Source organism: Pectobacterium sp. CHL-2024 (assembly GCF_044751765.1).
Taxonomy (GTDB): domain Bacteria; phylum Pseudomonadota; class Gammaproteobacteria; order Enterobacterales; family Enterobacteriaceae; genus Pectobacterium; species Pectobacterium brasiliense.
Genome location: NZ_JBIXKO010000014.1, coordinates 35,917 through 61,532 on the forward strand (window position 1 = coordinate 35,917; position 25,616 = coordinate 61,532).

Genomic DNA, 25,616 nt, shown 5'->3' on the forward strand with positions numbered 1-25,616 from the left:
ATGAAAGTAAGTATTATTACTGCTACATACAATAGTGCTAAGACGATATCTGATACGTTAAAGTCATTAAATGCGCAGACTTATCCTGATATTGAATATATTATCATCGATGGCGGTTCTAAAGATAATACGTTATCTTTAATTAAAAGTAGCTGTAGTAGAGTGTCGGTTATTATAAGTGAACCCGATAAGGGGATATATGATGCTCTCAATAAAGGAATATTGTCTGCTACTGGCGATATCGTCGGTTTTCTTCACTCAGATGATTTTTTTGCCTACCCGGATGCTGTAAAAGATATCGTTGATGCCATGCGTGAATCGAATGCCGATGCAGTCTATGGTGATTTGAATTATATCTCTTCGACAGACAACGATGTGATTGTTCGTAAATGGGTAAGCGGTGGTTTTGATATAAATAAAATGAAGCTTGGGTGGATGCCTCCACACCCAACTTTTTATATGAAGCGTTCTTGCTACCAACGTTTTGGCTCTTTTGATTTGTCATATAGAATATCGGCCGACTATGACTCTTTACTTCGTTATCTTTGGATTCATAAAGTAACAGTGAAATATATACCCAAGGTTATTATAAACATGAGGGTCGGTGGTATGAGTAATCGCTCTTTGTCCAATATGATAATGAAAACAAAAGAAGATGTTAAGGCGATGAAGAGCAATAAACTACCTTGGCTAAGCGCTGTTGCAGGAAAGAATTTATCTAAAATACCCCAGTTTTTTAAGAAGTGATAAATAATGGAAAAGTTAACTTGTTTTAAGGCTTATGATATTCGTGGTCGCCTAGAAAGCGAATTAAACGATGATATTGCTTACCGCATCGGTCGTGCCTATGGCGAATTGCTCAAACCTGAGCGTGTGGTCGTCGGCGGTGATGTTCGTTTAACGAGCGAAAGCCTGAAGTTGTCTCTGGCAGATGGGCTGATGGATGCTGGTGTTCAGGTGCTTGACATCGGTTTATCCGGTACTGAAGAAGTCTATTTTGCAACTTTCCACCTTGGAGTTGATGGTGGTATTGAGGTAACTGCAAGCCACAACCCCATTGATTATAATGGCATGAAATTGGTTCGTGGTGGTGCTAAGCCTATTAGCGGCGATACGGGGTTGCGAGATATACAATTACTGGCTGAAAAAAATAATTTCTCCCCCGTCCAGCAGGGTGCTCGTGGCAGCTATACTAAAATTTCCGTACTTGAAAATTACATTGAACATTTAATGGGCTATATTAAGCCAGATAATTTCAAGCCATTGAAGTTGGTCATTAATAGCGGTAATGGTGCAGCAGGCCATGTTATTGACGCCCTGGAAGAGCAGTTCAATAAATTAAATATGCCTGTAACCTTTATCAAGGTACACCACGAACCTGACGGTTCATTTCCGAATGGTATTCCCAACCCACTTTTGCCTGAATGTAGAAAAGATACTTCTGATGCAGTGATTGCACATTCAGCAGATATGGGGATTGCGTTTGATGGTGATTTTGATCGCTGTTTCCTGTTTAACCATCTTGGCGAATTTATCGAAGGGTATTATATCGTTGGCCTATTAGCTGACGCCTTTCTACAAAAGGAGCCTGGTGCAAAAATCATCCATGATCCTCGGTTAAGCTGGAACACCATTGATATTGTCAATTCCCATCAGGGAAAACCGGTTATGTCAAAGACTGGCCATGCCTTTATTAAGGAACGGATGCGACAAGAAGATGCGATCTATGGTGGCGAAATGAGCGCCCACCATTATTTTCGCTCTTTTGCGTACTGTGACTCTGGAATGATTCCGTGGTTGTTGGTTGCGGAATTACTCTGTGTAAAAAATAAGAGCTTACGGGATCTGGTAAGTGAAAGAATGCAGGCATATCCAGCATCTGGCGAGATCAACTCCACGTTGAATGAGCCGGCTAAAGCGATAGAGCGTGTTAAAGCCGCTTACTTACCTGAGGCTTCGTCTATCGACGAAACTGATGGCATCAGCCTGGAGTTTGAATGCTGGAGATTTAACCTCCGTTCTTCTAACACTGAACCTGTTGTCCGCTTAAATGTAGAGTCTAAAGCTGACCATGCTCTGATGGTTGAAAAAACTGAGGATATTCTACGGTTACTACGGCAGAACTGATTTTTATAGAGTAACTGACTCCTCATCTTAAAAATAAATCCCAGCTTACTAAATCAGAATGTGAGTTCAGTATCATCTATATACCTTCTCTATGCCGAGCTTGCTGATTAAATCAGCGATCGATTCGAGGTGGGAGTAGAAAAAGTCAGATACCTGAGATCGCTTTGTCACAGATTGGGTGTAATCTTAGTGTCATGCATGGCGTTGTGGGATTACGCTGCTAAGTGAAAAGTGTTCGATAAAACAAAATCGTTCTCCAGATAAAAACCATCAGATTGAAGAGAGTCAATCCATGACATCATTGAAAGCTATTATCCCTGTAGCAGGTTTAGGGATGAATTTGTTACCAGTGACCAAGGCCATTCCTAAGGAAATGTTGCCGTTGGTTGACCGCCCGGTGATTGAGAAAATCGTCAACGAGTGTGTGAGGGCGGGGATTAAAGAAATTGTTCTGGTGACGCATGCGTCGAAAAACGCAATTGAAAATCACTTCGACACCTCGTTTGAGCTTGAATCTCTGCTGGAAGAACGTGCAAAGCGTCAACTGCTGGCCGAAGTACAGTCTATCTGCCCGAAAGGTGTGACGATCATGAACGTTCGTCAGGGAGAAACGCTGGGGTTAGGGCATGCGGTCTCCTGTGCTCGCCCAATCATTGGCGATAGTCCATTTGTGGTGGTGTTGCCCGATGTGGTGCTGGATGAAAGCACGGCCGATCAGACGAAGGAAAACCTGGCGCTGCTGATTTCTCGCTTTGAAGAAACAGGGCGTAGCCAGGTGCTGGTGAAGCATCGTCCTTATGAGGTGTTGCCTGAGTATTCTGTCGTCGATTGTGATAAACCGCTGGTGAACCCGGGCGATGCCGCAGCGATTACGTCTATGATTGAAAAGCCTGAGGCACCCTCTGAAACGGGGTCTGATCTTTCTGCGGTCGGGCGCTATGTATTAACTGCCGATGCTTGGCCACTGCTGGAAAAAGCGCTCCCCGGCGCATGGGGACGTATTCAGTTAACGGATGTCATTGCCGATATGATTGCGACTCAGCAGGTTGATGCTGTGCAAATGTCAGGCAAGAACTTTAACTGCGGCCGTAAATTGGGTTATGCGCAGGCATTTGTGTCCTATGGATTGCGCAATCCTGAGTTTGGTGCCGAATTTAAAGAAAGTATTAAGGCGCTGCTGAAAAAGTAATATTGCGTGATAACTCGCTGTAAAACCGCAGATCGTTGAATCGTTCTGCGGTTTTTTCTTTTTCCTGCCATACGTTCCGATTGGGTGAGCTTTCGCTATCAAACCAATCACTACCCACTCACGCAAAGCTGAGTTACCATGTCGGCCTGTTTTTAAATTGCTTGCGAGGTCGCAATGCGAGGCGTTGTCGCCGTTGCAGGCAGGTTATCCTTCAGACAGGAGTTGCTTTAATGTCCAAACAGCAAATTGGCGTTGTCGGTATGGCGGTGATGGGGCGCAATCTGGCGCTGAACATTGAGAGCCGTGGCTATAGCGTTTCCATCTTTAACCGTTCTTCCGATAAAACCGATGAAGTTATCGCGGAAAATCCGGGTAAAAAACTGGTGCCGTCTTACACCGTTGAAGAGTTTGTCGAATCCCTGGAAAAACCCCGCCGTATTCTGCTGATGGTGAAGGCCGGTGAAGCAACCGATAAAACGATTGAATCGCTGAAACCTTATCTGGAAAAGGGCGATATTCTGATCGATGGCGGTAACACCTTCTATAAAGATACGATTCGCCGTAACCGCGAACTGTCCGCTGAAGGGTTTAACTTCATCGGTACAGGCGTATCTGGTGGGGAAGAGGGCGCGCTGAAAGGGCCTTCCATCATGCCGGGTGGCCAGAAAGAAGCGTATGAACTGGTTGCTCCGATTCTGGAACAGATTGCCGCGCGTGCTGATGGCGAAGCCTGTGTGACCTACATTGGCGCTGATGGTGCAGGCCACTATGTCAAGATGGTGCATAACGGCATTGAATACGGCGACATGCAGCTGATTGCTGAAGCCTATGCATTGCTCAAGCAGGCACTGAATCTGAACAACGACGAGCTTGCTACGACGTTCTCTGAGTGGAACAAAGGCGAGTTAAGTAGTTACCTGATTGAAATCACTGCCGATATCTTCAAGAAAAAAGATGAAGAAGGCAAATACCTGGTTGACGTGATTCTGGATGAAGCCGCTAACAAAGGCACGGGTAAATGGACCAGCCAAAGCTCTCTGGATCTGGGCGAGCCGCTGTCTCTGATCACGGAATCCGTTTTTGCCCGCTACCTGTCTTCACTGAAAGATCAGCGTGTTGCTGCCTCTAAAGTGCTGACTGGCCCAACGGCTCAGCCATTCGGTGGTGACAAGGCTGAGTTTGTTGAGAAAGTGCGTCGTGCACTGTATCTGGGTAAAATCGTTTCTTATGCTCAGGGCTTCTCACAGCTGAAAGCGGCATCAGACGAGAACAACTGGGATCTGAACTACGGTGAAATCGCCAAGATTTTCCGCGCTGGTTGCATCATCCGTGCACAGTTCCTGCAGAAAATCACCGATGCGTATGAGCAGAAAGCGGATATCGCTAACCTGCTGTTGGCTCCTTACTTCAAGAAAGTGGCTGACGAATACCAGCAAGCTCTGCGCGACGTCGTCTCTTACGCTGTTCAGCAAGGTATCCCGACGCCAACCTTCTCCGCGGCCATTGCTTATTACGACAGCTACCGTTCAGCCGTATTGCCTGCTAACCTGATTCAGGCTCAGCGTGACTATTTCGGTGCACATACTTATAAGCGTACAGATAAAGAAGGCGTATTCCATACCGAATGGCTGGAATAATCGTTTCTTATGCTTAGATAGTGCTGTTTGTTAATAAAACGCCAGATTAGGAAATATCTGGCGTTTTTTATATTGCTGAATCAGTGGATTGATATCGTTAAGATATCTATGACTTTTTTTCTGCAATACTGTAAATTTCATTAAAGAAATCTGCTTTTTTACCGAGATCATTGCTGTTTATTACATCGGGATCTTGCTATTTTTAACAGTGTTGCAAAAATCGAGTTGTAGTTTTGCTTTCTGGTGTTGCTTATCAGAGGTGGTTTGATAGCCATTGAACTGTAACTCATTACTGGGAGGATCCCAGTAACGGTCGGTAACGACGCAAAAATAGATAGTTTTGCCGTTGTGCTGGCTGGAATGAAGGACGGGGTATGGTCTTTTCGACGGTACCCCACCCTGAAGTACTTCATGTTAAAAAGGAAATCGTAATGAAGAAAACGTTAATCACGCTGGCCGCTGTTCTGGCCATGTCGTCAAACGCGTTTGCTGTTGATGGCGTCTCCAGCGCAACGGCTGCGGGTACCACGACCACCACGACCTCCAGCGCAAGCGTTGGTGTTGCCGCTGGTGCTGCTGGTGCCGGTGCTGCTGCCGGTACCACTGCTCTGATTGCAGTCGGTGTTGCTGCCGCTGTCGCTGTTGGTGTCGCTGTTGCTGTTGCCAGCAATGACGATAGCAGCCCGAGCACGGGAACAACGACAGTCACTGGTACTCGTAGTTAATTCCGTTTAAGTTCCAAGGCCACTTCGGTGGCCTTTCTTTTTCCGGGCTACGCTGTTCAACGAGAACTTCATCGCATGACAAGAATAAAACGAATAGCAGAAATGAAAGCGCTGATTGCCATCCCTCTTTTCTCAATTCTATTAACCGGTTGTTCCCAAAATATGGAACAGGTGGGCAAAACCTTCAAACTGGCGTTTTTGGGTCAGGACGATACCCATGTGACGGCCAAACAGGTTGCCAATACACCGTATGCATCAGCCTATCTGAAAGTGGGTAAGGCACCGCAAGCGTTTGTCGTGCTCGCTTTTGCTGAACAGAACCAACTGAAATGGATCGGGGCCGATAAAAATATAGTCGCGACCCAACATGGTCGTCTGGTGAAAACACAGGGCTTCGGCGAAGACATTACCTATGTGGATAACCTGCAACAGGATCCCCTGACGTTAGGCCTGTTGAAGACATCGATGCCAATGACATGGCAAAGTCGGGTTGAATGGGCTCAGGTCTTCCGTGGTGGTTACGATACCCGGTCCGTTTTTCAGGCTCGTGGCAAAGAAATCGTAAAAATACTGGATACCTCGCGTGAGTTGCTGCGCTTTGATGAGCAGGTGACGGTTCCCGCCTTGAATGAATCTTACACGAATAGTTACTGGCTTGATCCGACTAACGGAAGTGTGGTTCAAAGCCAGCAGTATATGGGGCCGGGTATGGCATTGGTTACATTCACCGTATTAAAACCCTACGCACAATAAGGGGCTGCAATGTTGGCACTCAATCGTATCGCTACCTTGTTGCTGCTGGTTTCCGGCGTCGCGACGTCTGCGCAACTGACGGTGAAATCGCCTCAAGAGACGGTCGCTGTCGTTAAACTTGACGACGGTACGCGTCTTGAAAAATTTTACGAACAGGTTCCCTGGCCACAGAATATTAACTGGCAAACCGCATTTATTTCTGATTTTGCGACGACGCAGAAAGTACGCGCGCAAGGGGATGTCTTGCTGCAAAAGCTGGCTGAACTGGAAACACGTTGGCGCAATTCAGGCGATGGCGATCTGGCTATCTCCGCCTGGCTGCTGAGAAAGACCATTAATCCGATTAATGTCGCTGGGCGTATCCGCACAGATTTAGATCCCGACCGCGTGCGCGTATATGCAGAAAATAATCGCCCTCTGGTGGGGGAATATGCACTGTATGTGGCCCCTCATGATGACAAGCTGTCCCTGATTGGCCTGGTCAATACCTCCGCTGACGTGGGTGAACTGGAAACATCGGGTAAAGTGGCGCTGCGTGCCGGATGGTCGGTCGAAAATTATCTCTCTGGACGGCGACTCCTTGCAGGGGCGGATAACAGCTATGGTTATCTGATCGCGGGAAATGGCAAGTGGCGCAAAGTGCCGCTGGCGTTGTGGAACCGTCAGCATGTTGAACCCGCGGCGGGGGAAACGCTCTTTATCGGTTTTGATCCCGCAGTTTTACCACAGGATATGTCATCACTTAACGATCAGCTTGCTGACTATCTGGCTAACCGGACTCCACTCGAATGACCAAGAACAGAAACGTTAAATTAAGCTGTCTGTCGTTGGCGATTGGCGGCATCTTGAGTGCGCAGGCGATGGCGGCGGAAACAGAAAGCAGCCGTACTGCGACGAACCCGAATCTGCGCTTTCAGCCTGCGGGGGTATCACAGTCTGATTTTGGCGGCACGGGCCTGTTGCAGATGCCGACCGCACGTATGGCGGAAACGGGCGAATTCAGCCTTAACTACCGCGATAATGAGGAATATCGGCGTTATTCCATATCGCTCCAGCTCTTTGACTGGCTGGAAACCACGGTGCGTTATACCGACATCCGTACCCGTCTTTATAGTGATAGCCCTGATTTCAGCGGTAGCCAAACCTACAAGGATAAGGCGTTCGATGTCAAAGCCCGTTTGTGGCAAGAAAGCTACTGGTTGCCGGATGTGTCGCTGGGGTTGCGTGATATTGCCGGTACGGGCTTGTTCGATAGCGAATACCTGGTGGCGAGTAAGCGTATGGGGCCGTTTGATTTCACCCTGGGTATGGGGTGGGGCAATATGGCCCAGAGCGGCAACATTAAAAACCCGGCCTGTTCGCTGAAAGCGAGTTTCTGCCAGCGTAGCGAAAATTCTTCAGGTACCGGTGGAGAGTTTGAGGTTGGTAATTTCTTCCATGGGCCGGCTGCACTATTTGGTGGCATTGAGTACCAGACCCCTTGGGATCCCCTGCGTTTAAAGCTGGAATACGACGGTAACGATTATAGCAATGAGGCAGCAGATCGTAGACGTAGTGAAAAAATCAAACAGGATTCTCCTTTCAACATCGGTGCGGTTTATCGCGTCGGAGATGTGTTAGATACCACCTTATCGTGGCAGCGCGGCAATACGTTGATGTGGGGCTTTACCCTACGCACAAATTTCAACGATCTGAAGCCGAACTATTTAGACGATGCACCACCCGTCTATGCGCCGGTGCAGGATGGCAAAGGCACAAACTGGCAGCTCGTTTCGAAAGAGCTGAATGATAAGGCCGGCTTTAAGGATGCCGATATCTACGCGGACCAAAAACAGGTCACCATTGTTGCCGATCAAACCAAGTATCGTGATAGCGAGCAGGCAACACAGCGCGCGGCGACGGTATTGGCAAACCATGTACCGAACGGTATTGATGAATATCACATTGTTCAGCGCAGCCAGCGCTTACCGATTGCCAGCACGGAAGTGGATGCCAAAGCTTTCCATCAGGTTAAGCAGGCCGCTGTTCCGCTTGGTCAACCAGAACCTGAAACGCATCGTAAAGAGCCGGTATCCGATGTTCGTGGTCAGCAGGTGTTGCTTGCGCAACCCGATCGCCTGACGTATTCATTAGATCCAACGCTGACGCAGTCTTTCGGTGGCGCTGAGTCCTTCTATATGTACCAGATTGCGCTGAAAGGTAACGTTGACTATCGGATCAGCGATCACTGGAGCGTAGGGGGAACCGCGACGCTGAACCTGTTGGATAACTACGACAAGTTCAATTACAAAACGCCGCCGGCGGATGGCGCAGCGCTGCCACGCGTCAGAACCTGGGTGCGTGAATACGTCACTTCTTCGGATCTGCTGCTGACCAATCTGCAATTGACTCGTAGGGATAACCCTGCACAGGACTGGTATACCCAGGTCTACGGCGGCTATCTGGAAATGATGTACGCGGGTGTCGGGTCTGAGGTGCTGTATCGGCCGTTTGGTAAAAGCTGGGCGCTGGGGATGGATGTTAACTACGTCAAACAGCGTGACTGGAACGACATCATGCGTATGGCCGATTACGATGTGGTCACAGGCCATCTGACTGCCTACTGGGAACTGCCGTTTATGGAAGGTGCGGTGGCGAAAGTGAGTGTGGGCCGTTATCTGGCAGGGGACAAAGGGGTAACCCTCGATCTGTCTCGCCGCTTTGACAGCGGGATTGTTGCGGGTGCCTTTGCGACTAAAACCAACGTCAGCGCCGCTGAATATGGTGAAGGGAGCTTCAGCAAGGGCTTCTACGTCTCCATACCGTTTGATCTGCTGTTCACTGAACCGACGGTGAAACGTGGGGCGGTCGGTTGGGTACCGCTGACGCGTGACGGTGGTCAAATGCTGCAGCGCCGTAGCTCGCTGTATGGTCTCACCGATCATTAATCGATCCCGATCCGTTTAGGCTTAATCAAGCCCGTCATGGTCAAGCGCCACGACGGGCTTTTTTGTGCCTGTTTACTTTGCAGAGTCAAATTGTTTGATAACTAAAATGAACTATTTCATTTGGTTATCGTTTGTATCTTAATCATGTCGTACTGAGGATGATGCTTCTGAGTCTTTAGCCATAAATTGATGATAATTTAATGGCTTAACCACGATCGTCGTGACGATCTGGAGCATTGTTAAGACGAAGTGTGTCCTGAGGGTAATGATTGAAATAGTTTCGTCATGGAAGATTCATATAGCGAAACCTATTATCTCCTGCCGCAATGGCGAAATAAAACATAGCCATAGATCTTCATGGTAGTGCTAACAGGAGAGTGCAACCCGATGAATTTGCCTATTTCCGCTGTTATCTCGTTAATGATGAGCGCTGTTTGGTCTGTTCCTCTCTATGCCACAGCGCAGGATAATCCTCTTGGTATCTATCAACTGATTCAGGAGCGGATGGTGTTGATGAAAGATGTTGCGGGGTATAAGGCTCGTCAACACCTGCCCGTTGAGGATCTAAAACAAGAGGAACGTATTTTGAGCAAGGCGCGGGAGCAATCTGCTGCCGTTGGTTTATCCCCTCAGAGTACACAGCTGTTCGTGACTTCATTAATGAATGCCAGCAAAGCAATTCAGTATCGTTACATGGCTGACTGGCTTGCGACACCAGAGAGCGACTGGACGCCGCTTTCGCTGAACGACACCATTAGACCCACGCTACTCACGATTGATGACCAACTCTTGGTGAGTATTAAACGTTATCTTGCGAATGGCGGGCGTTTTGCGCCCCAGCAAGAGGCTACATTTCTTTCTTCTATTAATGTTGAGCATCTGTCACAGAACGACAAGCGCCAGATTTATGCGGCATTGAGTCAAATTGAACCAGACGGCAAATAGCTGAGTGGAGAGAAGACGATGACTTACCAATTATTGAAAGGGAGTGAACGCGGAAATATCGCTGACGCCGTGTACCGCGAACGCTGCGATGTTAATGAAAACGTTAGAGTCATGCTGGTGTTACGTTTTACGACGCCAGATGATGAGTATTACGCCGAACTGCACGATAGCATCGATCCACAATTTGGCGGCATTAGCGCCAATAAGCCGCTATCGAGAGCCAGCTACGCCAGAAAATTCAGCGCAGATGAGGCCGATATAGAGCATGTCCGTGCGTTTGCGCGGCATTATAAGCTATCTGTCGAGCGTGAACATGCGGCCAGCCGTACTGTCTTCTTGACGGGGACGGTGGAGCAAATGGAGCAGGCGTTTCGCGTGAGCTTAGCCCGGTATGACCACAAACACGGGGCATTTCGTGGCAGAGCGGGGGGAATTTATCTGCCGGGATACCTACAGGGCGTGGTTATCGCCGTATTAGGCCTTGATGAGCGTCTGGCGTCGAACTGTTACCTGCGCATGAATGACGCGTTCTCTGCTACGGCAAAGCGTCTGTCGGGCTATACGCCGCTCGAGTTGGCGGAACAATACCACTTCCCAGAACATGACGGTGCGGGGCAGTGTATCGGCATTATTGAACTGGGGGGCGGGTATCGCTTACCGCAGTTGGAGCGCTATTTTAAGCGAATGGGCGTCAATCCGCCGCAGATCGTCGATGTTTGTGTGGGCGGAGCTAAGAATGCCCTTGCTTCGTCAGATGACGACAAAGAGGTGAACCCGATTGATATCGAAGTGCAGATGGATATCGAGATCGCGGGTACGCTGGCACCTGCTGCTAAAGTGGTGGTGTATTTTGCGCCGAATACCGATGCCGGGTTTTTAGAGGCGATTAACGCGGCGATTTATGATGAGAAAAATGCACCGTCGGTGATTTCGATTAGCTGGGGAGCCAGCGAGTCAGAATGGACCGCGCAGTCATTACAGGTGTACAACCAGGCCTTTCAGACCGCCGCGGCGCTGGGGATTACGGTGTGTGTGGCGTCTGGGGATCATGGATCACAGGATGGTGAACCCCATGGTTTGCACGTCGATTTCCCGGCATCCAGCCCCTACGTTTTAGCCTGTGGTGGCACCCGCTTGCAAAAATCGATGGAAGAAACCACCTGGCATAGCCGAGACGGCAGCGCGACGGGCGGTGGCGTTAGCCAGCATTTTGCGTTGCCCGGTTGGCAGTTAGGGATGTCTCTGGTCGACAAATATGGCGGCCATCATCCCTTGCAACACCGCGGCGTACCTGACGTCAGCGGCAATGCCGATCCTGAAACCGGCTATCTGATTGAAGTTAACGGACGGGAAGGGGTTGTTGGGGGAACCAGCGCTGTCGCACCGCTGTGGGCGGGATTATTGGCGCGTATGCTGGCGTTGACCCACTCGGCATCGCTGTTTATTCCTCCCTTGTTGTACCGTAATCGTAATAGCTGCAAGGATATCGTGCGGGGAAATAATGGGGCATTTGTCGCCTCTGAAGGATGGGATGCCTGCACCGGGCTAGGGTCGCCGGATGGAATGAAATTGCTAAGGCTGTTGAAACGTCTCGTGAGGCTCAATGGTAATGGCGTGCACGACCGTGATGATGGGCACGAGCGGTGAGTCTGCATACCTGAGAGGGCTGGTGCAGAGGGCACACCCTGCTCAGATGAGGAGATTATCGGTGATATTCATCACAGATTGCCCGACCTCGGTTTGAGTCTGGGGCGGTTAGCAGATATAACCCGATAAGAAGGACGTGATCGGGCGAAGGCCCGAGCGAAACCTGATACGACGCATGTTATTCAGACATGTTCGTATCAGGTTTTTTTTTGCCTGAATCCAGCCCGATCGCGCGCTATCCATAACATCAGTGATATCTCGCTGACATTGTCTTGTTAAGAAACTGTCTTGTTGAGAAATTATCTCGTTGAGAAAAGGAGAAAAACCGTGAAATACCGTCATCTGAAACGTTTCCCTGAGGGGTTTTTATGGGGTGCGGCGACATCGGCTTATCAGGTTGAAGGGGCATGGAATGAAGACGGCAAAGGGCCGTCGGTGATTGATGCCAGAACGTCCTATCCTGGGGGCACAACGGACTTTACCGTCGCCAGCGACCATTATCACCGTTACAAGGAAGATGTTGCACTGTTTGCCGATATCGGCTTTAAAACCTACCGTTTTTCCATCGCCTGGAGCCGTATCATTCCCGATGGTAGTGGCGAGGTAAACCCCGCGGGCATTGCGTTTTACCACAATCTTATCGATGAATTACTGCATTACGGTATTGTGCCGATTGTCACGATGTACCATTTCGATCTGCCGCAGGCGTTACAGGAAAAAGGCGGTTGGTATAACCGGGAAACGGTGGATGCATTTGAGCGCTTTGCCAACGTGCTGTTTGATGAATACGGCGACAAGGTGAAGTACTGGCTGACCATCAATGAACAAAACATGATGATTTTGCACGGTTCTGCATTGGGCACGCTCGATCCTACGCTGGAAAATCCGAAGCAGAATCTCTATCAGCAGAACCACAACATGCTGGTGGCGCAGGCAAAAGCGATGAATGCGCTGCATGCAAAAGTGCCCGGTGCGAAAATTGGGCCGGCACCCAACATCGCGTTGATTTATCCGGCCTCACCAAAGCCTGAAGATGTGATGGCGGCGTTCAACTATAACGCGATCCGCAACTGGCTGTATCTGGATATGGCAGTATACGGGCGCTACAACACCGCGGCCTGGCGCTATATGGAAGAAAAAGGCTATACGCCGGAGATTCTTCCCGGCGATATGGATATTCTGGCATCGGCCAAGCCCGATTTTATCGCCTTTAACTACTATACCTCGCAAACGGTGGAAGCCAGTAAAAATGACGGGCAGGATGAAACGGCGCGCGGCGGCGACCAGCACCTGAAATCAGGTGAAGAAGGCGTACATCGCGGAGCAAGTAATCCGTGGTTGCAGAAAAATGCCTTTGGCTGGGAGATCGATCCGATAGGCTTCCGCAATACGCTGCGTGAGCTGCACGATCGCTACCATTTACCGCTGATCATTACGGAAAATGGGCTGGGCGCGTTTGATACGCTGGATGAAAACGGTGAGATTCACGATGATTACCGCATCGACTATCTGCAACGCCACATTGAGCAAATCCAGCTTGCGATCACCGACGGTGTGGATGTCTTCGGCTACACGCCATGGTCGGCGTTGGATCTCATTTCCACCCATCAGGGATGCTCGAAGCGCTATGGCTTTATTTACGTTAACCGTGAAGAGTTCGATCTGAAAGATCTGCGGCGTATCCGTAAAAAAAGCGCATACTGGTATGCTGATGTGATTAAAAACAATGGGCTGGATAGCTCAGAAGCTAAGTAATGAAAGAAGACGCCTCGTCGATATCACGTTGAGGCGCTAAACGGTAGGGAAGGCCAGCGAGCCTTCCCGTCAGACAGGACGGCTGATGCGATGATCATTGAAAAAATACTGAGCAATAACGCCGTTCTGGTGCTGGCAGATGACCAACGGGAAATTGTGGCGATTGGCAAGGGCGTCGGCTTTGGCAAGAAAGTGGGTGACCCTATCGATCCGCAGCGTATCGAAAGCCAGTTCGTGAAAAAAAGCGACGGTATAGCGGATGTGCTGTCACAACTGCTTGCGGACATTCCGCCTGACTGTCTGGCGGTCACGCAGCAGATCATTACTCTGGCGCAAAAAACGCTGCGACTTGATGTACAGGACACGCTGTTTCTGGCCTTAAGCGATCACATCAACTTTGCGCTTCAACGCCATAAGAAAGGGCAGACGATCAAGAACCTGATGCTGTGGGATATCCGCCAGTTTTATCGCAGCGAATTTGCCGTTGGGTTGGAGGCGCTGGAACTGATTCGCGCGAGATTGGATATCGATTTGCCGGAGGATGAAGCCGGGTTTATTGCGCTGCATTTGGCGAATGCGACAAATAACAGCGACATGCAGAGCACAATGCAAAGTGCGGGTATCATTAAAGATATTTTGACCATTCTGAAATACGATCTCCACATCACGTTTGACGAGCACTCTCTCAATTATCAGCGTTTGGTGACGCATCTGAAATTTTTTGCTCTGCGTTTGTTAAATCGAGAAACGGTGAATCACGGTGATGACTCTATCTATCAGGGGATTACTGAATTGATGCCGCGGGCCTATGCCTGTGCGATGAAGGTGTATGACTATGTGGAAAAAAATTACGCCTGCCATCTCACCACCGATGAGATCATGTTTTTAACCATTCATATCAACCGGTTGCAGCCCTCTCCAGCTTAATAACATGGGCTATCATGGCGGATACGCCTACGGCAATAATCGGAATGGGGCGAGAGTCACGGGTAAGACCAGCTATCGTTAGCATCCGTGCTACTCTTTCCAACCCTTACGACACCTGTTAGTTTCGTTATGTAACAAAATAAATTCAAAAATTGCTCACTGTTGCTGACAGGCTTTCAGCCATAATGTTCTTTTTTCTCGCTATTTGTTCGTGAACCGCATGGGGGTCGTTATGTCAGCCTCGCCGCCGACGTTTTTGACGGTAGATGTACGTCGCTCAGGGCTACGCTTTTCCCAGCGAGTCTATATTCCACGGATTGTCGGTACGATCCTCTGCGCTCTCTTTATATCCTCGGTCCTGATGACCCGGTCTGTACCTACGCTACTGTGGGTGCTGCTCTTTCTTAACACCTTCATCTGGCCTCACATTGCTTACCTGTTGTCCCTGCGGTCACGCGACCCTATGCGGTGCGAGAAGCGTAATTTATTGCTGGATGTGGCATTTGGCGGCATCTGGATAGGATTTATGGGCGTGAATCTTCTGCCCAGCGCTCTGATTGTCGCAATGGTTGGGATGAACTGTACGGCTGGCGGTGGGATAAAGCTGTTTGTGCAGGGTATCGTATTGTTGTGTGTGAGCTGCGCGCTGACTCTTGTGCTGTTTGCCGTGCCTGTTTCGCTGGATACGACACCCATACAAATTTATGCCTGTCTGCCGATGTTGCTGATCTACCCGATTTCTTTGGGCTACGTGACCTATGCCACTGCGCTAAAACTGGCGGAACACAAACGTATGCTGATGGAAGTCAGTATTCATGACGGCATGACCAGCCTCTATAACCGTCACCACTGGGAACGTCTGCTGAAGCATGAGTATGATATTTGCCAGCGTTATAAGCGTACGGCGACGTTAGTCCTGTTTGATATCGACCATTTTAAAGCCTTTAACGATAACTTTGGGCATAACGTCGGCGATCAGGCGATCTTGCTGCTGGCGCGTGAACTGACATCCGGCTTTCGGGAAACGGATGTCATTGGGCGATTCGGCGGAGATGAGTTTGCCGTTATTTTACCGCAGACCAGTGCGGGAGAGGCGTTAGATGCTGTAAACCGCATTCGGGAGAGTTTGTCGCTGAAGTTCTTGAACCAGACCCCGCAGCTGGCGGTGTTTGTCAGCGTCGGCATTGCGGAGATTTCTCCGGAAATGAGTCAATATGTTGACTGGTTAAAGGCCGCCGATATGGCACTTTATCGGGCAAAAAACAAAGGCCGTCGCCGAACCGAAGTTGCCTGAATGCACCAGGCTACAGCCTGATATTTTGTGTATTTACTGCGAATAAAAAGAAGCCCCTATCGCCATCGGATGGTGATAAGGGCTTTTTATTTATAAGAAGCAACTAGATTTATAAGAAGCAACTAGATTTATAAGAAGCAACTAGATTTATAAGAACTCAGGTCGCGTATTAATGAGGCAAGGCTTCTTTTGGATGCAGCCCTAAGTGGCCCGGGGACGGCTCACCTTTCACTTCGCCGAGGTACAAACCGATCTGGGCACGGAATGACTCTACCGCGGCACGATCGCTCATGAAGTCGGCAAAAGCCTGTGGGCTGGTGTTCTTATATTCCCAGATAGGTTTATAACCAGCAGGTGGTGCCACGTCAGTACGCACCGACCACATATACCAGACGTTGCTCTGCGTCTCTTTATCCAGCAGCCAGCTCAGATACAGCTTGGCACTTTCCGGGTGTTTAGCCTGTTTGAAAATGGCGGCACGCTGTGCCCAGGAAACAAACGGATCGCTTTTGGGCAGAACGAAGCGTGAATTCGCGTTTTGATCGGGAGCCAGTGCGCCGTCGGTTGAGAAGGTCGCCGCTGATTTACCGCTTTCCACATCGTCTGCGGGAGCCTGCGTACCGCGAACATAAACCGGATTCTGCTCTTTGAATTTAGCAACATACTCCCAGCCGTATTTATCTACGACCTGCTTAAACCAGAACAGCACGGCGTCGTCATCGTTCGGGTAGGTTAAGACAATGCTGCCTTTCAGATCGGGACGTAAATAGTCATTGGCTTCTGTCGGCCAGGCATTTTCAGCAATCAGCTTGGTATTGACCACGTTGCTGAACGCATCGACAAAGACACCGGTCCAACTGCCGTCTTTATCTTTAAATGCAGGGTACACTTTGTCCCAGCCGATAGGTTTGTAGTTCAGCAGCACGCCTTCTTTTTTCCAACGTGGGTAATCCTGCAAGGTTTGTAGCTGTACCACATCCGGCACCAGCGTATTCGTCGCCAGCTGGTTATCAATACGAGCATCGTGGAATTTGCTGTAGTCCACAATGACGTTGAGTTTCATGCCCGGAAAGCGTTTTTCAAACGCCTGTTTGATACCATCCTGCTGACCCGGGGTGTCACCGCCCGCGTAGACGGTCACAATACCGCCTTCCCGTAACGCATTTTGATAAAGCTCGTTAATCGGGCGTTTATCGGCCTCTACTGCCGCATAGCTGGCCGCTGCCGTCGCCATCAGCGCCGTAAATGCGACCACCTGTTTTAGTTTAAACATCGATTCCTCCTGAATGAGAGCCGTCTCTACCGATGCACTTTTTATCCTTTGTGGTTGTTGGTCAGGATAAGCATGCATAGGCAGAATCATTAAATGATTATCAAATTATTTAATTTGTTTGATATTCATTACCCTGCTGAGATAACGGTTAATCCGCTTGCTATCTGCGGGTTTGCGTATGTTATCCGGTTGTGAATAATGTGAAATGAGAAAAAATTGAGATTTTAATTCAAAATAAATGAATTAAATTTAGGCGTGAAAGGAAGCACAATAACAGGGAATTGCGGCGATATTTAGGCCGCCCTGCGACCTAACGTCGGATGAATTCAAGCGGCGGGGAGAGTACTGTCGAACGCATCCATCAGCAGGAAGGTGCACTCGGCGCGCTGGTGGCTATTGATCATCGGCACCAGCCGCTGGAAGTGCTCAGCCTGGCAGTGAATATCCAGCGCGCCTCTATCCGGCCAGGTTTCGATAAAGGTGAAATGCCCTGGATCTTTCTGATTGATAAAAAGCTCATAGGAGATGCACAGCGGCTCCTGTCGGGTTTTCTCCACTAACTCGCGGTACAGCGGCATGACTGCCTCAATGCACTCAGGCTTAATAAAATCCTGTGCGATCACTTTAAGCATAAAATGGTTCTCCCTACATGGTTGTCCTGCTGATTAAACGGGTTCCGGCTAGCCGCGCTGCTGTTTTTCACTCTGATCTGCGCCGTTTCCCTGTCGGTAGGCCAGCGATACCATCAGCGATTGCACCAGACACAGCGTGGCGGACTGTGAACGGAACGCATCAACCTGCGCTTCCTTCACCACAAAGCAAACGTCACTGAGCGTCGCCAGCGGGCTGATCTGACTGTCGGTAATCACGATTTGCCGTGCGCCGGCCTTCGCGGCCATCTCACTGACCATCACAGTTTCCTGTGAGTAGGGCGAGAAGCTGATGGAAACCACCACATCGCGCGAACTGACACGGCTGAGCTGTTCGCGAAACATGCCTCCCAGCCCGTTGACCAGAATGGGGCTGCTTTCCAAATGACTAAGCGCATAGGTGAGGTAAGTGGCGACGCTGAACGAGCGCCGCAGCCCGACTATATAAATCGTTTCCGCCTGAGCCAGCAAATCGACGGCTTTTTGCAGATCCTCTTGCGGGGTACGTGCCGCTAGCTGTTGCATCGCCTGCGCGTTTGAGCGGGCAAACTCATGCAGAATATCCAGCGGCGTTTCTGGCACGGCATCAGCTTCCATCGCTCGAAACAGCCGCGCCCGGTCAGTATAGCTGGCGGTTTCTTCCACCAGATTCATACGGAACAACTGTTTCATTTCGTTGAAACCGCTGAAATCAAAAGCGTTGGCGAAGCGAATCAAGGTTGAGGGGGGAACGTCAGCGCGCTCGGCGATCACTGCGACGGTATCGAAAGCGATGCTGTTGGTATTATCCAGCACATAGTGCGCTACCTGCTGTAACCGCTTGCTGAGCGAATCATAACGCTCGCGGATCTGTTCCTGTAATTCTCTCAGGCTGGTTGCCATGGGCATATCGGGTTATCTCCCAAAGACGTATAAGAACCTATCCCATTAGGGCGATTGCATGACTGGCGCCTGAAACGGAACAGAAAATTCATTTCTGGATACGGCTGTTTTATCTGTACGACATTTCCGGCGGCACACCTTTTATCGATAAGACTATTTTCAGAGGCTGCTCGCCTGCCTTTATGGACAGCTGTCTTCAAGTTTACATAAAAATTCGCAGCGGATCACAATAATCAACATTTATTTTATTTTTACGTTAAATGGAATATTCATTTCATATACTGTAATCCGATAGCAGCCGTTTGTCTCCTCAAAACCCACAAAGGTGTAAACATGGAAACCGTATCTAACTTCATTCAGGGGGCGATTGCCTCCAGCAACAGCCAGCGCTACGCCGCGGTTTACAACCCTGCGACGGGCGAGCAGATTCGCCAGGTTGTGATGTCTGATAAGGCGGAAGTCGAGCAGGCTATTGCGAGCGCGGCGGCGGCATTCCCTGCGTGGTCAAAACATTCTCCGCTGCGCCGTGCACGCGTGCTGTTTCGCTTCAAAGCGCTGCTGGAAGAACGCATGGATACGCTGGCCCGGCTGATTTCACAGGAGCACGGCAAGGTCTATTCCGATGCCGTGGGGGAGGTGACGCGCGGTCTGGAAGTCGTTGAATTTGCTTGTGGTATTCCCCATTTGCAAAAAGGTGAACACTCGGCGAATGTCGGTACCGGAGTGGATAGCCATTCACTCATGCAGCCGCTCGGCGTGTGTGTTGGGATTACGCCGTTCAACTTCCCGGCGATGGTGCCAATGTGGATGTTCCCGATTGCGCTGGCGACCGGTAATACCTTTGTGCTTAAGCCATCGGAGAAAGATCCGTCGCTCTCGCTGCTGTTAGCGCAACTGCTGAAAGAAGCGGGTCTGCCGGACGGTGTGTTTAACGTCGTTCAGGGCGACAAAGAAGCGGTGGACGTCCTGCTGACCGATCCGCGCGTGCAGGCGGTGAGCTTTGTGGGATCGACGCCGGTGGCGGAATACATTTATCAGACGGCGTCGGCGCACGGTAAACGCTGTCAGGCGCTGGGTGGGGCGAAAAACCATTGTATCCTGATGCCGGATGCTGACATGGACATGGCCGCCAGCGCGATTATGGGCGCGGCGTTTGGTGCGGCGGGCGAGCGCTGCATGGCATTGTCGGTGGTGGTCGCCGTTGGTGATGACACGGCGGAAGCGCTGCATCAGCGTCTGAGCGCACAGATCAAAGCAATGCGCGTCGGGCCAGGTCTGGTTGACGGGCAGGAAAATGAAATGGGACCGGTGATCAGCGCACCGCACCGGGCGAAGATTGCCGACTATATTCAAAGCGGTGTCGATCAGGGCGCGACGCTGCGTATCGATGGTCGCACTTTGTCTGTTCAAGGGCACCCGCAAGGCTACTTTATCGGGCCGACGCTGTTCGATAACGTCACGCCAGAGATGAAGATCTATCAGGAAGAAATTTTTGGCCCGGTGCTGTCCGTGGTGCGCGTGCCGGATTATCAGACGGCGGTAACACTGATTAACAACCATGAATACGGCAACGGCACCGCTATTTTTACCCGCGATGGTGAAACGGCGCGTCAGTTCTGCGAAGAGGTGCAGGCCGGTATGGTCGGCGTGAACGTACCGATTCCGGTTCCGATGGCGTTCCACAGCTTCGGCGGCTGGAAGCGCTCCATTTTTGGGCCGCTGAATGTCCACGGCAATGACGGCGTGCGCTTCTACACCCGCATGAAAACCGTCACCAGCCGCTGGCCCGCCAGCGTCCGTCTGGAACACCACACCAGCAGCTTCGTCATGCCCACGTTAGAGTGAGGATTTGACCGCTAACAGGTGATGAATGGAGCGCCCTGAGTCGGGTGCGTGCTACAACGTAGCATAAGAATGGCTAAATTTTCGCGCACGAAATGCTCGCTGAATATACATAGTTCATTATAGAAATCAGATCCTTATTTAAGGAGTAGATCAATGGATACGTGTCGCATCACCATGGCGCAAGCGCTGGTCAGGTTTCTCAACCAGCAATACCTCAGCGTAGACGGTGAAGAATCCCCCTTTGTGCAGGGCGTCATGACCATTTTTGGTCACGGCAATGTGCTGGGCATCGGCCAGGCGCTGGAGCAGGAGGCGAATCGTCTCACCGTGCATCAGGGGTGCAACGAACAGGGAATGGCGCACATCGCTGTCGGATTCGCTAAACAGCACAAGCGGCGGAAAATCTATGCGGTGACCTCATCGGTGGGGCCGGGGGCGGCAAATATGGTAACTGCTGCGGCGACCGCCACCGCCAACCGCATTCCGGTGCTGTTGTTGCCCGGCGATCTCTTTGCCTGCCGCCAGCCGGATCCGGTTTTGCAGCAGGTCGAGCAATATCACGATCTGTCGATTAGCACCAATGACTGCTTCAAACCCGTTTCCCGCTACTGGGATCGCATTAATCGTCCTGAACAGCTGATGAGTGCGCTGATTAATGCCATGCGTGTGCTGACCGATCCGGCAGATACTGGCGCGGTAACGCTGTGTTTACCGCAGGATGTGCAGGCGGAAGTCTGGGATTATCCGGCCTCGTTTTTCCGCAAGCGCGTCCATCACCTTGAACGCCGTCCGCCGGATGCGGCACGGCTGGATGAGGCGGCGGCGCTCATTGCGAAAAAACGTCGTCCGATGCTGATTTGCGGCGGCGGCGTACGCTATTCCGGTGCGCATGATGTGCTGGCGCAGTTTGCCGAGCAGTTTGCGATTCCGTTTGGCGAAACGCAGGCGGGCAAAGGCGCGATCGTTTCATCACACCCGCTGAACTGTGGCGGTATTGGCGTGACGGGGGGGCTGGCGGCGAATCGGCTGGCGCACGAGGCGGATCTGATTATCGGCGTCGGGACGCGTTTAACCGATTTTACCACCGGCTCCAAATCGCTGTTTCAGAACCCGAACGTCGAATTTTTACTGCTCAACGTTGCCGAGTTCGATGCGTTAAAACTGGATGCGCTGCCCCTGATCGCCGATGCGCGTGTCGGGCTGCAGGCGCTGGCCGAACGGCTGGCGGCAGCATCGTATCGTAGCGGCTGGCAGCAGGCCGTTGAACAGGCTCGTGCTGAATGGGATCGCGAGCTACAGCGGCTGTTTACCGTGCAGGACAAAGGCGAACTGGTGCCGGAAGTGGTGGATGATCTGGAAGACAAGCTGGATGAATATCGCCAGATGTTGAATACCCACCTGACGCAAACGCGCGTGCTGGGCATACTGAATGAAGAGCTGGAAGATAACGCGGTTGTGGTGGGCGCGGCGGGCTCGTTGCCGGGCGATCTACAGCGCGTGTGGCAGGTGAAAACGCCCGACAGCTACCATCTGGAATACGGCTACTCGTGCATGGGATACGAAATTGCGGCAGCGATTGGTGCACGCCTTGCGGCACCGCAACAGCCGGTCTACGCGATGGTCGGCGACGGTTCCTATTTGATGCTTCACACCGAACTGCAAACGGCGGTGCAGGAGGGCATCAAAATCACTGTGCTACTGTTCGATAACGCGGGTTTTGGCTGTATTAACAACCTGCAAATGAGTCAGGGAATGGGCAGCTTCTGTACGGAAAACCGCTACCGTGATACGGAATCGGGGCAACTGCGCGGTGCGCTTATTCCGGTGGATTTTGCCAAGAACGCGGAAAGTTACGGCTGCAAAGCGTGGCGAGTGCACGATGAAGCCTCGCTCAGGCAGGCGCTGACGGAATCACGCCAGCATTCGGGGCCGGTGCTGCTCGACATCAAGGTGCTACCGAAGACCATGACGCACGGCTACGAATCCTGGTGGCGCACTGGCACGGCGCAGGTTGCTGATAACCCAGAGATTGAGTCTGCGGCCAATAACGTGAAAGCCGCGCTTTCCCGCGCACGGCAGTATTAAGGTCGGATATTGGGCTAAAACAGTTTTTGATATCATTATCTATAAAAGCCCCTGTTCGGATCAGGGGCAATATGATTATGATTTTACGAATGGTTTCCGGCTTCGCTTACCATATACATTGGGTTGGTTCCGGGAATGTGTTAACTCTATCCGTTTACTATTTTTTGAAGCATAGGTTTCTGTGGCCATTTTCCCCGTCACAGGGTTTCCGTATTTCAGAGAAATAGTCACGCTATCTAGATCGACGCCATCATCCAGCAACTTATCATATTGTTTGGATAAAAAAGCGCAGTAGTCATCTAAAGGTTTATGTGGAACGGAAAGCTGCTCCAGCGCTTCTGTTATCTGCCAAAAGGACATGGCAGTATGAGCGCTTTGCTGCAGAACTATACCCACGGGATGTTCCCATACTTCCGCTATCTGATGTGTCCTGAAAATTTGCGCTTTCCACTGAACATCATGGGAATGATTATTGATATTAACAGCGAGAACATTTTTCGAAGATGTTTTAGCATTCAGAATGTTAGCCATATCACTCATGGAAAGCTGCGCTGCTCTCTCAGTGATTGCTTTCGCGTCATCGCTTGCGTCAGGACCGAAAATATCCATCAGTGAGCGTTCAGCGCTGGCGGCGTTTCTTTCGAATGACATAATAACTCCTTAAATATGGTTATTTATTATACGCCAATGTGGGCTAAATCATCAATGCTGTTGTATGAACAAGGATGAGAGGCGGCCCAGGTTGATTGAGTCACGTTATACTTTGTCTCAACGCTGAAATTGCCAGAAGATGGTGGGGATTCATAACGGTGGTAAATATTGAGGGTGAACTTGCCATCGTAAGTTTTCAGCATGTTCACAATTACTTCACGGCTTTTGATGAAATTCCGTTTCAAAATCTCAAGCGGCACGGTGCGCTTTCGTTCTTGCGCATAGCTCCAGGCTTTTTCTGGGGCAAAATAGACATAATTGAGCATGATGCTGTAGTTAGCGTTTAGCGCTCTGTCAAAGTTGCTTTCAGCGATGCTAAGGCTTGAGAAAGTAGAGTCCATAATTATCTGATATCCATCAGACAGCGCTCGTTTGTAGATATAGTCAACCATTTCTGATGCTGCTTTCTGGAAATATACCGAATTCTCTTCGTTGTAGTAAGGAAACCACCATCTGAAGTCATCAGCATCAATACGTACAAAATTGCTTAACTTATGTTGTTCAATGAGGCGATTGAGAAGTTCCGTTTTTCCTGCTGCTGGGGAGCCTGCCATGAAAAGAACCGCTTTACTCTCGGTAGGTGTCTTCCCTGTAGTGAGATGTTCATAAAGAACCTCCTTAATCGCTTTCCCAACCTTGCGTGATAGCGGGGTTAGTAACTCACCATCCATGCACTATCTCCTTAAATGCCATTTTTTATTAATTATCCAAAAGCAGAATTCACTATCAGAGAATATCACTCTTATTCTGTCATTACTCTTACGTTTATGGAGGAAAACGGTCTCTGAATCTGCATAAAATGTCATGAAGAGACAGCCTGTGCAGATGAAGTTTTCGATCTGTAGTGTTGCCTAATCCTCCCTTATATTCCTGAACCAATCTGAAATATCCATTTCATTTTCAAACCACGGTTTCATTTTCCTTCCCGCTGTGCGCTAGAGTCTGACCGATCCTCTGACATTCCGGTATACCGCCACAGACATACTCATTAGATGTGTGATTGGGGTTGCAGAAAACAGCGAAGATGTCATGAAAATGTTAACTGGCGCGCAAAAACATAATTTTCAATTTATACAAAACTGAAATAAATGTTTTATTTTACCTATCAGGATTCGCGGTAAAGAGCGGGTGATGATGGGGCTGGGGAGAATGCGACTAGCCGTTATCCGTCACTTTTTCAGTCTGGCATTAAACGCCACTCAGGCAGCACGGGAGCACCTATGTTTAACATCGCTTTACTGGGCGCGGGCCGCATCGGTCAGGTCCATGCAGTGAACATCGCGGCACACAAAGAAACCAACCTGTACGCGGTGGTCGATCCCAACCCAACCAATGCCACGGCGCTGGCTGAACGCTACCACACCAAAGTGCAAACCGTGGATGAGGTCATGAACGATCCGGCGGTACACGCCGTTCTGATTGCGTCCGCGACCGACACGCACGCCGACCTGATTGAGCTGGCTGCCAAACATGGCAAAGCCATTTTCTGTGAAAAACCGGTGCATCTGGATATTGCCCGCGTTCGCGATTGTCTGACCGTTGTCAAACAGCAGAACGTGCCGTTGTTTGTCGGTTTCAACCGCCGCTACGACCCGCAATTCCGCCGTGTCAAAACGCTGGCTGGCGAAGGCCGCATCGGCAAGCCGGAATCTCTCCTGATTATTTCCCGCGATCCGTCGCCGCCGCCTGCCGAGTACGCCCGCGTTTCCGGCGGGATGTTCCGCGACATGACGATCCATGATTTCGATATGGCGCGCTTCATTATGGGCGAGGAGCCGGTGTCAGTCTTTGCACAAGGCAGCAATCTGGTCGATCCGGCGATTGGTGAAGCGGGCGACATCGATACTGCATTCATCGTGCTGAAATTCGCCTCTGGCGCGATGGCGACCATCGTCAACAGCCGCCGCTCCGGCTACGGCTACGATCAGCGTCTCGAATTGCATGGCGCGAAAGGCGTGCTCAGCGCGGGTAACATCCGCGAAAACGTGGTTGAGCAGTGGACCGACGACGGCTGTCTGGCGGCAAAACCCGAATACTTCTTCCTGCAGCGCTATCACGCCGCCTACGCGGCAGAGTGGCAGCACTTTGTCGAGGTGCTGAATGGCCGCACGCAGCCGGAATGCTCCGGGCTGGATGGTGAGCGTGCGCTGAATCTGGCGGATAAAGCCTTTGAATCACTGGCTCAAGGCAAGGAGGTCGCCGTGTAACCGTATCGGCATCGGCACATCGCGTTTTACCTGCTTT

At 50.5% G+C, this 25,616-nt stretch carries 21 protein-coding genes; 16 read left to right on the top strand and 5 right to left on the bottom strand.

The genetic code is table 11. The features are described from left to right. The 13 genes from ACIPUG_RS17305 (at position 1) to adrA (ending at position 15,926) form a co-directional block, all read left to right on the top strand. Complete coding sequence (locus ACIPUG_RS17305; RefSeq protein ID WP_180791591.1) at positions 1 to 747, top strand: glycosyltransferase family 2 protein; 747 nt, start codon at positions 1 to 3, stop codon at positions 745 to 747. A gap of 6 nt (positions 748 to 753) precedes the next feature. After that, on the top strand, positions 754 to 2,127 hold the full coding sequence (gene cpsG, locus ACIPUG_RS17310) for a phosphomannomutase CpsG (RefSeq protein ID WP_039509315.1): 1,374 nt from the start codon (positions 754 to 756) through the stop codon (positions 2,125 to 2,127). A gap of 292 nt (positions 2,128 to 2,419) precedes the next feature. Further along, positions 2,420 to 3,316 (top strand): sugar phosphate nucleotidyltransferase, encoded by an 897-nt coding sequence (locus ACIPUG_RS17315; RefSeq protein ID WP_010296806.1) that lies wholly within the window; start codon positions 2,420 to 2,422, stop codon positions 3,314 to 3,316. Positions 3,317 to 3,546: 230 nt separating this feature from the next. After that, complete coding sequence (gene gndA, locus ACIPUG_RS17320) at positions 3,547 to 4,953, top strand: NADP-dependent phosphogluconate dehydrogenase (RefSeq protein WP_010281382.1); 1,407 nt, start codon at positions 3,547 to 3,549, stop codon at positions 4,951 to 4,953. Between the two features lie 431 nt (positions 4,954 to 5,384). Further along, positions 5,385 to 5,678 (top strand): hypothetical protein, encoded by a 294-nt coding sequence (locus ACIPUG_RS17325; protein WP_039468208.1) that lies wholly within the window; start codon positions 5,385 to 5,387, stop codon positions 5,676 to 5,678. A 75-nt stretch (positions 5,679 to 5,753) separates the two neighbouring features. Then, complete coding sequence (locus ACIPUG_RS17330; protein ID WP_400339430.1) at positions 5,754 to 6,431, top strand: YjbF family lipoprotein; 678 nt, start codon at positions 5,754 to 5,756, stop codon at positions 6,429 to 6,431. Positions 6,432 to 6,440: 9 nt separating this feature from the next. Beyond that, a complete protein-coding gene (locus ACIPUG_RS17335) occupies positions 6,441 to 7,223 on the top strand; it encodes a capsule biosynthesis GfcC family protein (RefSeq protein WP_039554457.1) in 783 nt (260 codons plus the stop codon). Then, positions 7,220 to 9,358, top strand: a complete 2,139-nt coding sequence (locus tag ACIPUG_RS17340) for a YjbH domain-containing protein (protein WP_400339432.1) — start codon at positions 7,220 to 7,222, stop codon at positions 9,356 to 9,358. The genes ACIPUG_RS17335 and ACIPUG_RS17340 overlap by 4 nt, the downstream gene beginning before the upstream one ends. Before the next feature lie 387 nt (positions 9,359 to 9,745). Then, positions 9,746 to 10,303, top strand: a complete 558-nt coding sequence (locus ACIPUG_RS17345) for a chorismate mutase (protein ID WP_039287719.1) — start codon at positions 9,746 to 9,748, stop codon at positions 10,301 to 10,303. 18 nt (positions 10,304 to 10,321) lie between these two features. After that, a complete protein-coding gene (locus ACIPUG_RS17350) occupies positions 10,322 to 11,950 on the top strand; it encodes a protease pro-enzyme activation domain-containing protein (RefSeq protein ID WP_277517423.1) in 1,629 nt (542 codons plus the stop codon). Positions 11,951 to 12,277: 327 nt separating this feature from the next. After that, a complete protein-coding gene (locus ACIPUG_RS17355) occupies positions 12,278 to 13,705 on the top strand; it encodes a glycoside hydrolase family 1 protein (protein WP_400339435.1) in 1,428 nt (475 codons plus the stop codon). Between the two features lie 90 nt (positions 13,706 to 13,795). Further along, positions 13,796 to 14,632, top strand: a complete 837-nt coding sequence (gene licT / locus ACIPUG_RS17360; protein ID WP_014914749.1) for a BglG family transcription antiterminator LicT — start codon at positions 13,796 to 13,798, stop codon at positions 14,630 to 14,632. Between the two features lie 232 nt (positions 14,633 to 14,864). Further along, entirely contained in the window at positions 14,865 to 15,926 is a 1,062-nt protein-coding gene (gene adrA / locus ACIPUG_RS17365; RefSeq protein ID WP_400275734.1) for a diguanylate cyclase AdrA, read from the top strand. Positions 15,927 to 16,095: 169 nt separating this feature from the next. Here adrA and ACIPUG_RS17370 read toward each other — a convergent pair whose 3' ends face one another. The 3 genes from ACIPUG_RS17370 to ACIPUG_RS17380 all read right to left on the bottom strand — a co-directional run bounded on the left by ACIPUG_RS17370 (position 16,096) and on the right by ACIPUG_RS17380 (position 18,737). Continuing rightward, positions 16,096 to 17,199 carry an ABC transporter substrate-binding protein gene (locus ACIPUG_RS17370; RefSeq protein WP_014914751.1) on the bottom strand — a complete coding sequence of 368 codons (1,104 nt, stop codon included), beginning with the start codon at positions 17,197 to 17,199 and terminating at the stop codon, positions 16,096 to 16,098. 326 nt (positions 17,200 to 17,525) lie between these two features. After that, the gene (locus tag ACIPUG_RS17375; RefSeq protein ID WP_400339439.1) at positions 17,526 to 17,831 is read right to left on the bottom strand and encodes a putative quinol monooxygenase; all 306 of its coding nucleotides are present in this window, start codon (positions 17,829 to 17,831) and stop codon (positions 17,526 to 17,528) included. A 48-nt stretch (positions 17,832 to 17,879) separates the two neighbouring features. After that, on the bottom strand, positions 17,880 to 18,737 hold the full coding sequence (locus ACIPUG_RS17380) for a MurR/RpiR family transcriptional regulator (protein ID WP_010281425.1): 858 nt from the start codon (positions 18,735 to 18,737) through the stop codon (positions 17,880 to 17,882). A gap of 327 nt (positions 18,738 to 19,064) precedes the next feature. Between ACIPUG_RS17380 and ACIPUG_RS17385 the strand changes: the two genes are divergently transcribed. Then, complete coding sequence (locus ACIPUG_RS17385) at positions 19,065 to 20,576, top strand: CoA-acylating methylmalonate-semialdehyde dehydrogenase (protein ID WP_014914754.1); 1,512 nt, start codon at positions 19,065 to 19,067, stop codon at positions 20,574 to 20,576. A gap of 153 nt (positions 20,577 to 20,729) precedes the next feature. Further along, positions 20,730 to 22,661: a 3D-(3,5/4)-trihydroxycyclohexane-1,2-dione acylhydrolase (decyclizing) gene (iolD, locus tag ACIPUG_RS17390; RefSeq protein ID WP_400339442.1), complete on the top strand. Its 1,932-nt coding sequence runs from the start codon at positions 20,730 to 20,732 to the stop codon at positions 22,659 to 22,661. A gap of 75 nt (positions 22,662 to 22,736) precedes the next feature. On the opposite strand, the gene ACIPUG_RS17395 is transcribed toward iolD, so the two are convergent. Both ACIPUG_RS17395 and ACIPUG_RS17400 read right to left on the bottom strand, forming a co-directional pair. Continuing rightward, positions 22,737 to 23,312 carry a hypothetical protein gene (locus ACIPUG_RS17395; protein ID WP_039509303.1) on the bottom strand — a complete coding sequence of 192 codons (576 nt, stop codon included), beginning with the start codon at positions 23,310 to 23,312 and terminating at the stop codon, positions 22,737 to 22,739. A gap of 26 nt (positions 23,313 to 23,338) precedes the next feature. After that, positions 23,339 to 24,043 (bottom strand): zeta toxin family protein, encoded by a 705-nt coding sequence (locus ACIPUG_RS17400; RefSeq protein WP_039509301.1) that lies wholly within the window; start codon positions 24,041 to 24,043, stop codon positions 23,339 to 23,341. A 549-nt stretch (positions 24,044 to 24,592) separates the two neighbouring features. On the opposite strand from ACIPUG_RS17400, the gene iolG reads away from it, so the two are divergent. Beyond that, entirely contained in the window at positions 24,593 to 25,579 is a 987-nt protein-coding gene (gene iolG, locus ACIPUG_RS17405; protein WP_400339445.1) for an inositol 2-dehydrogenase, read from the top strand. Positions 25,580 to 25,616 lie beyond the last annotated feature (37 nt).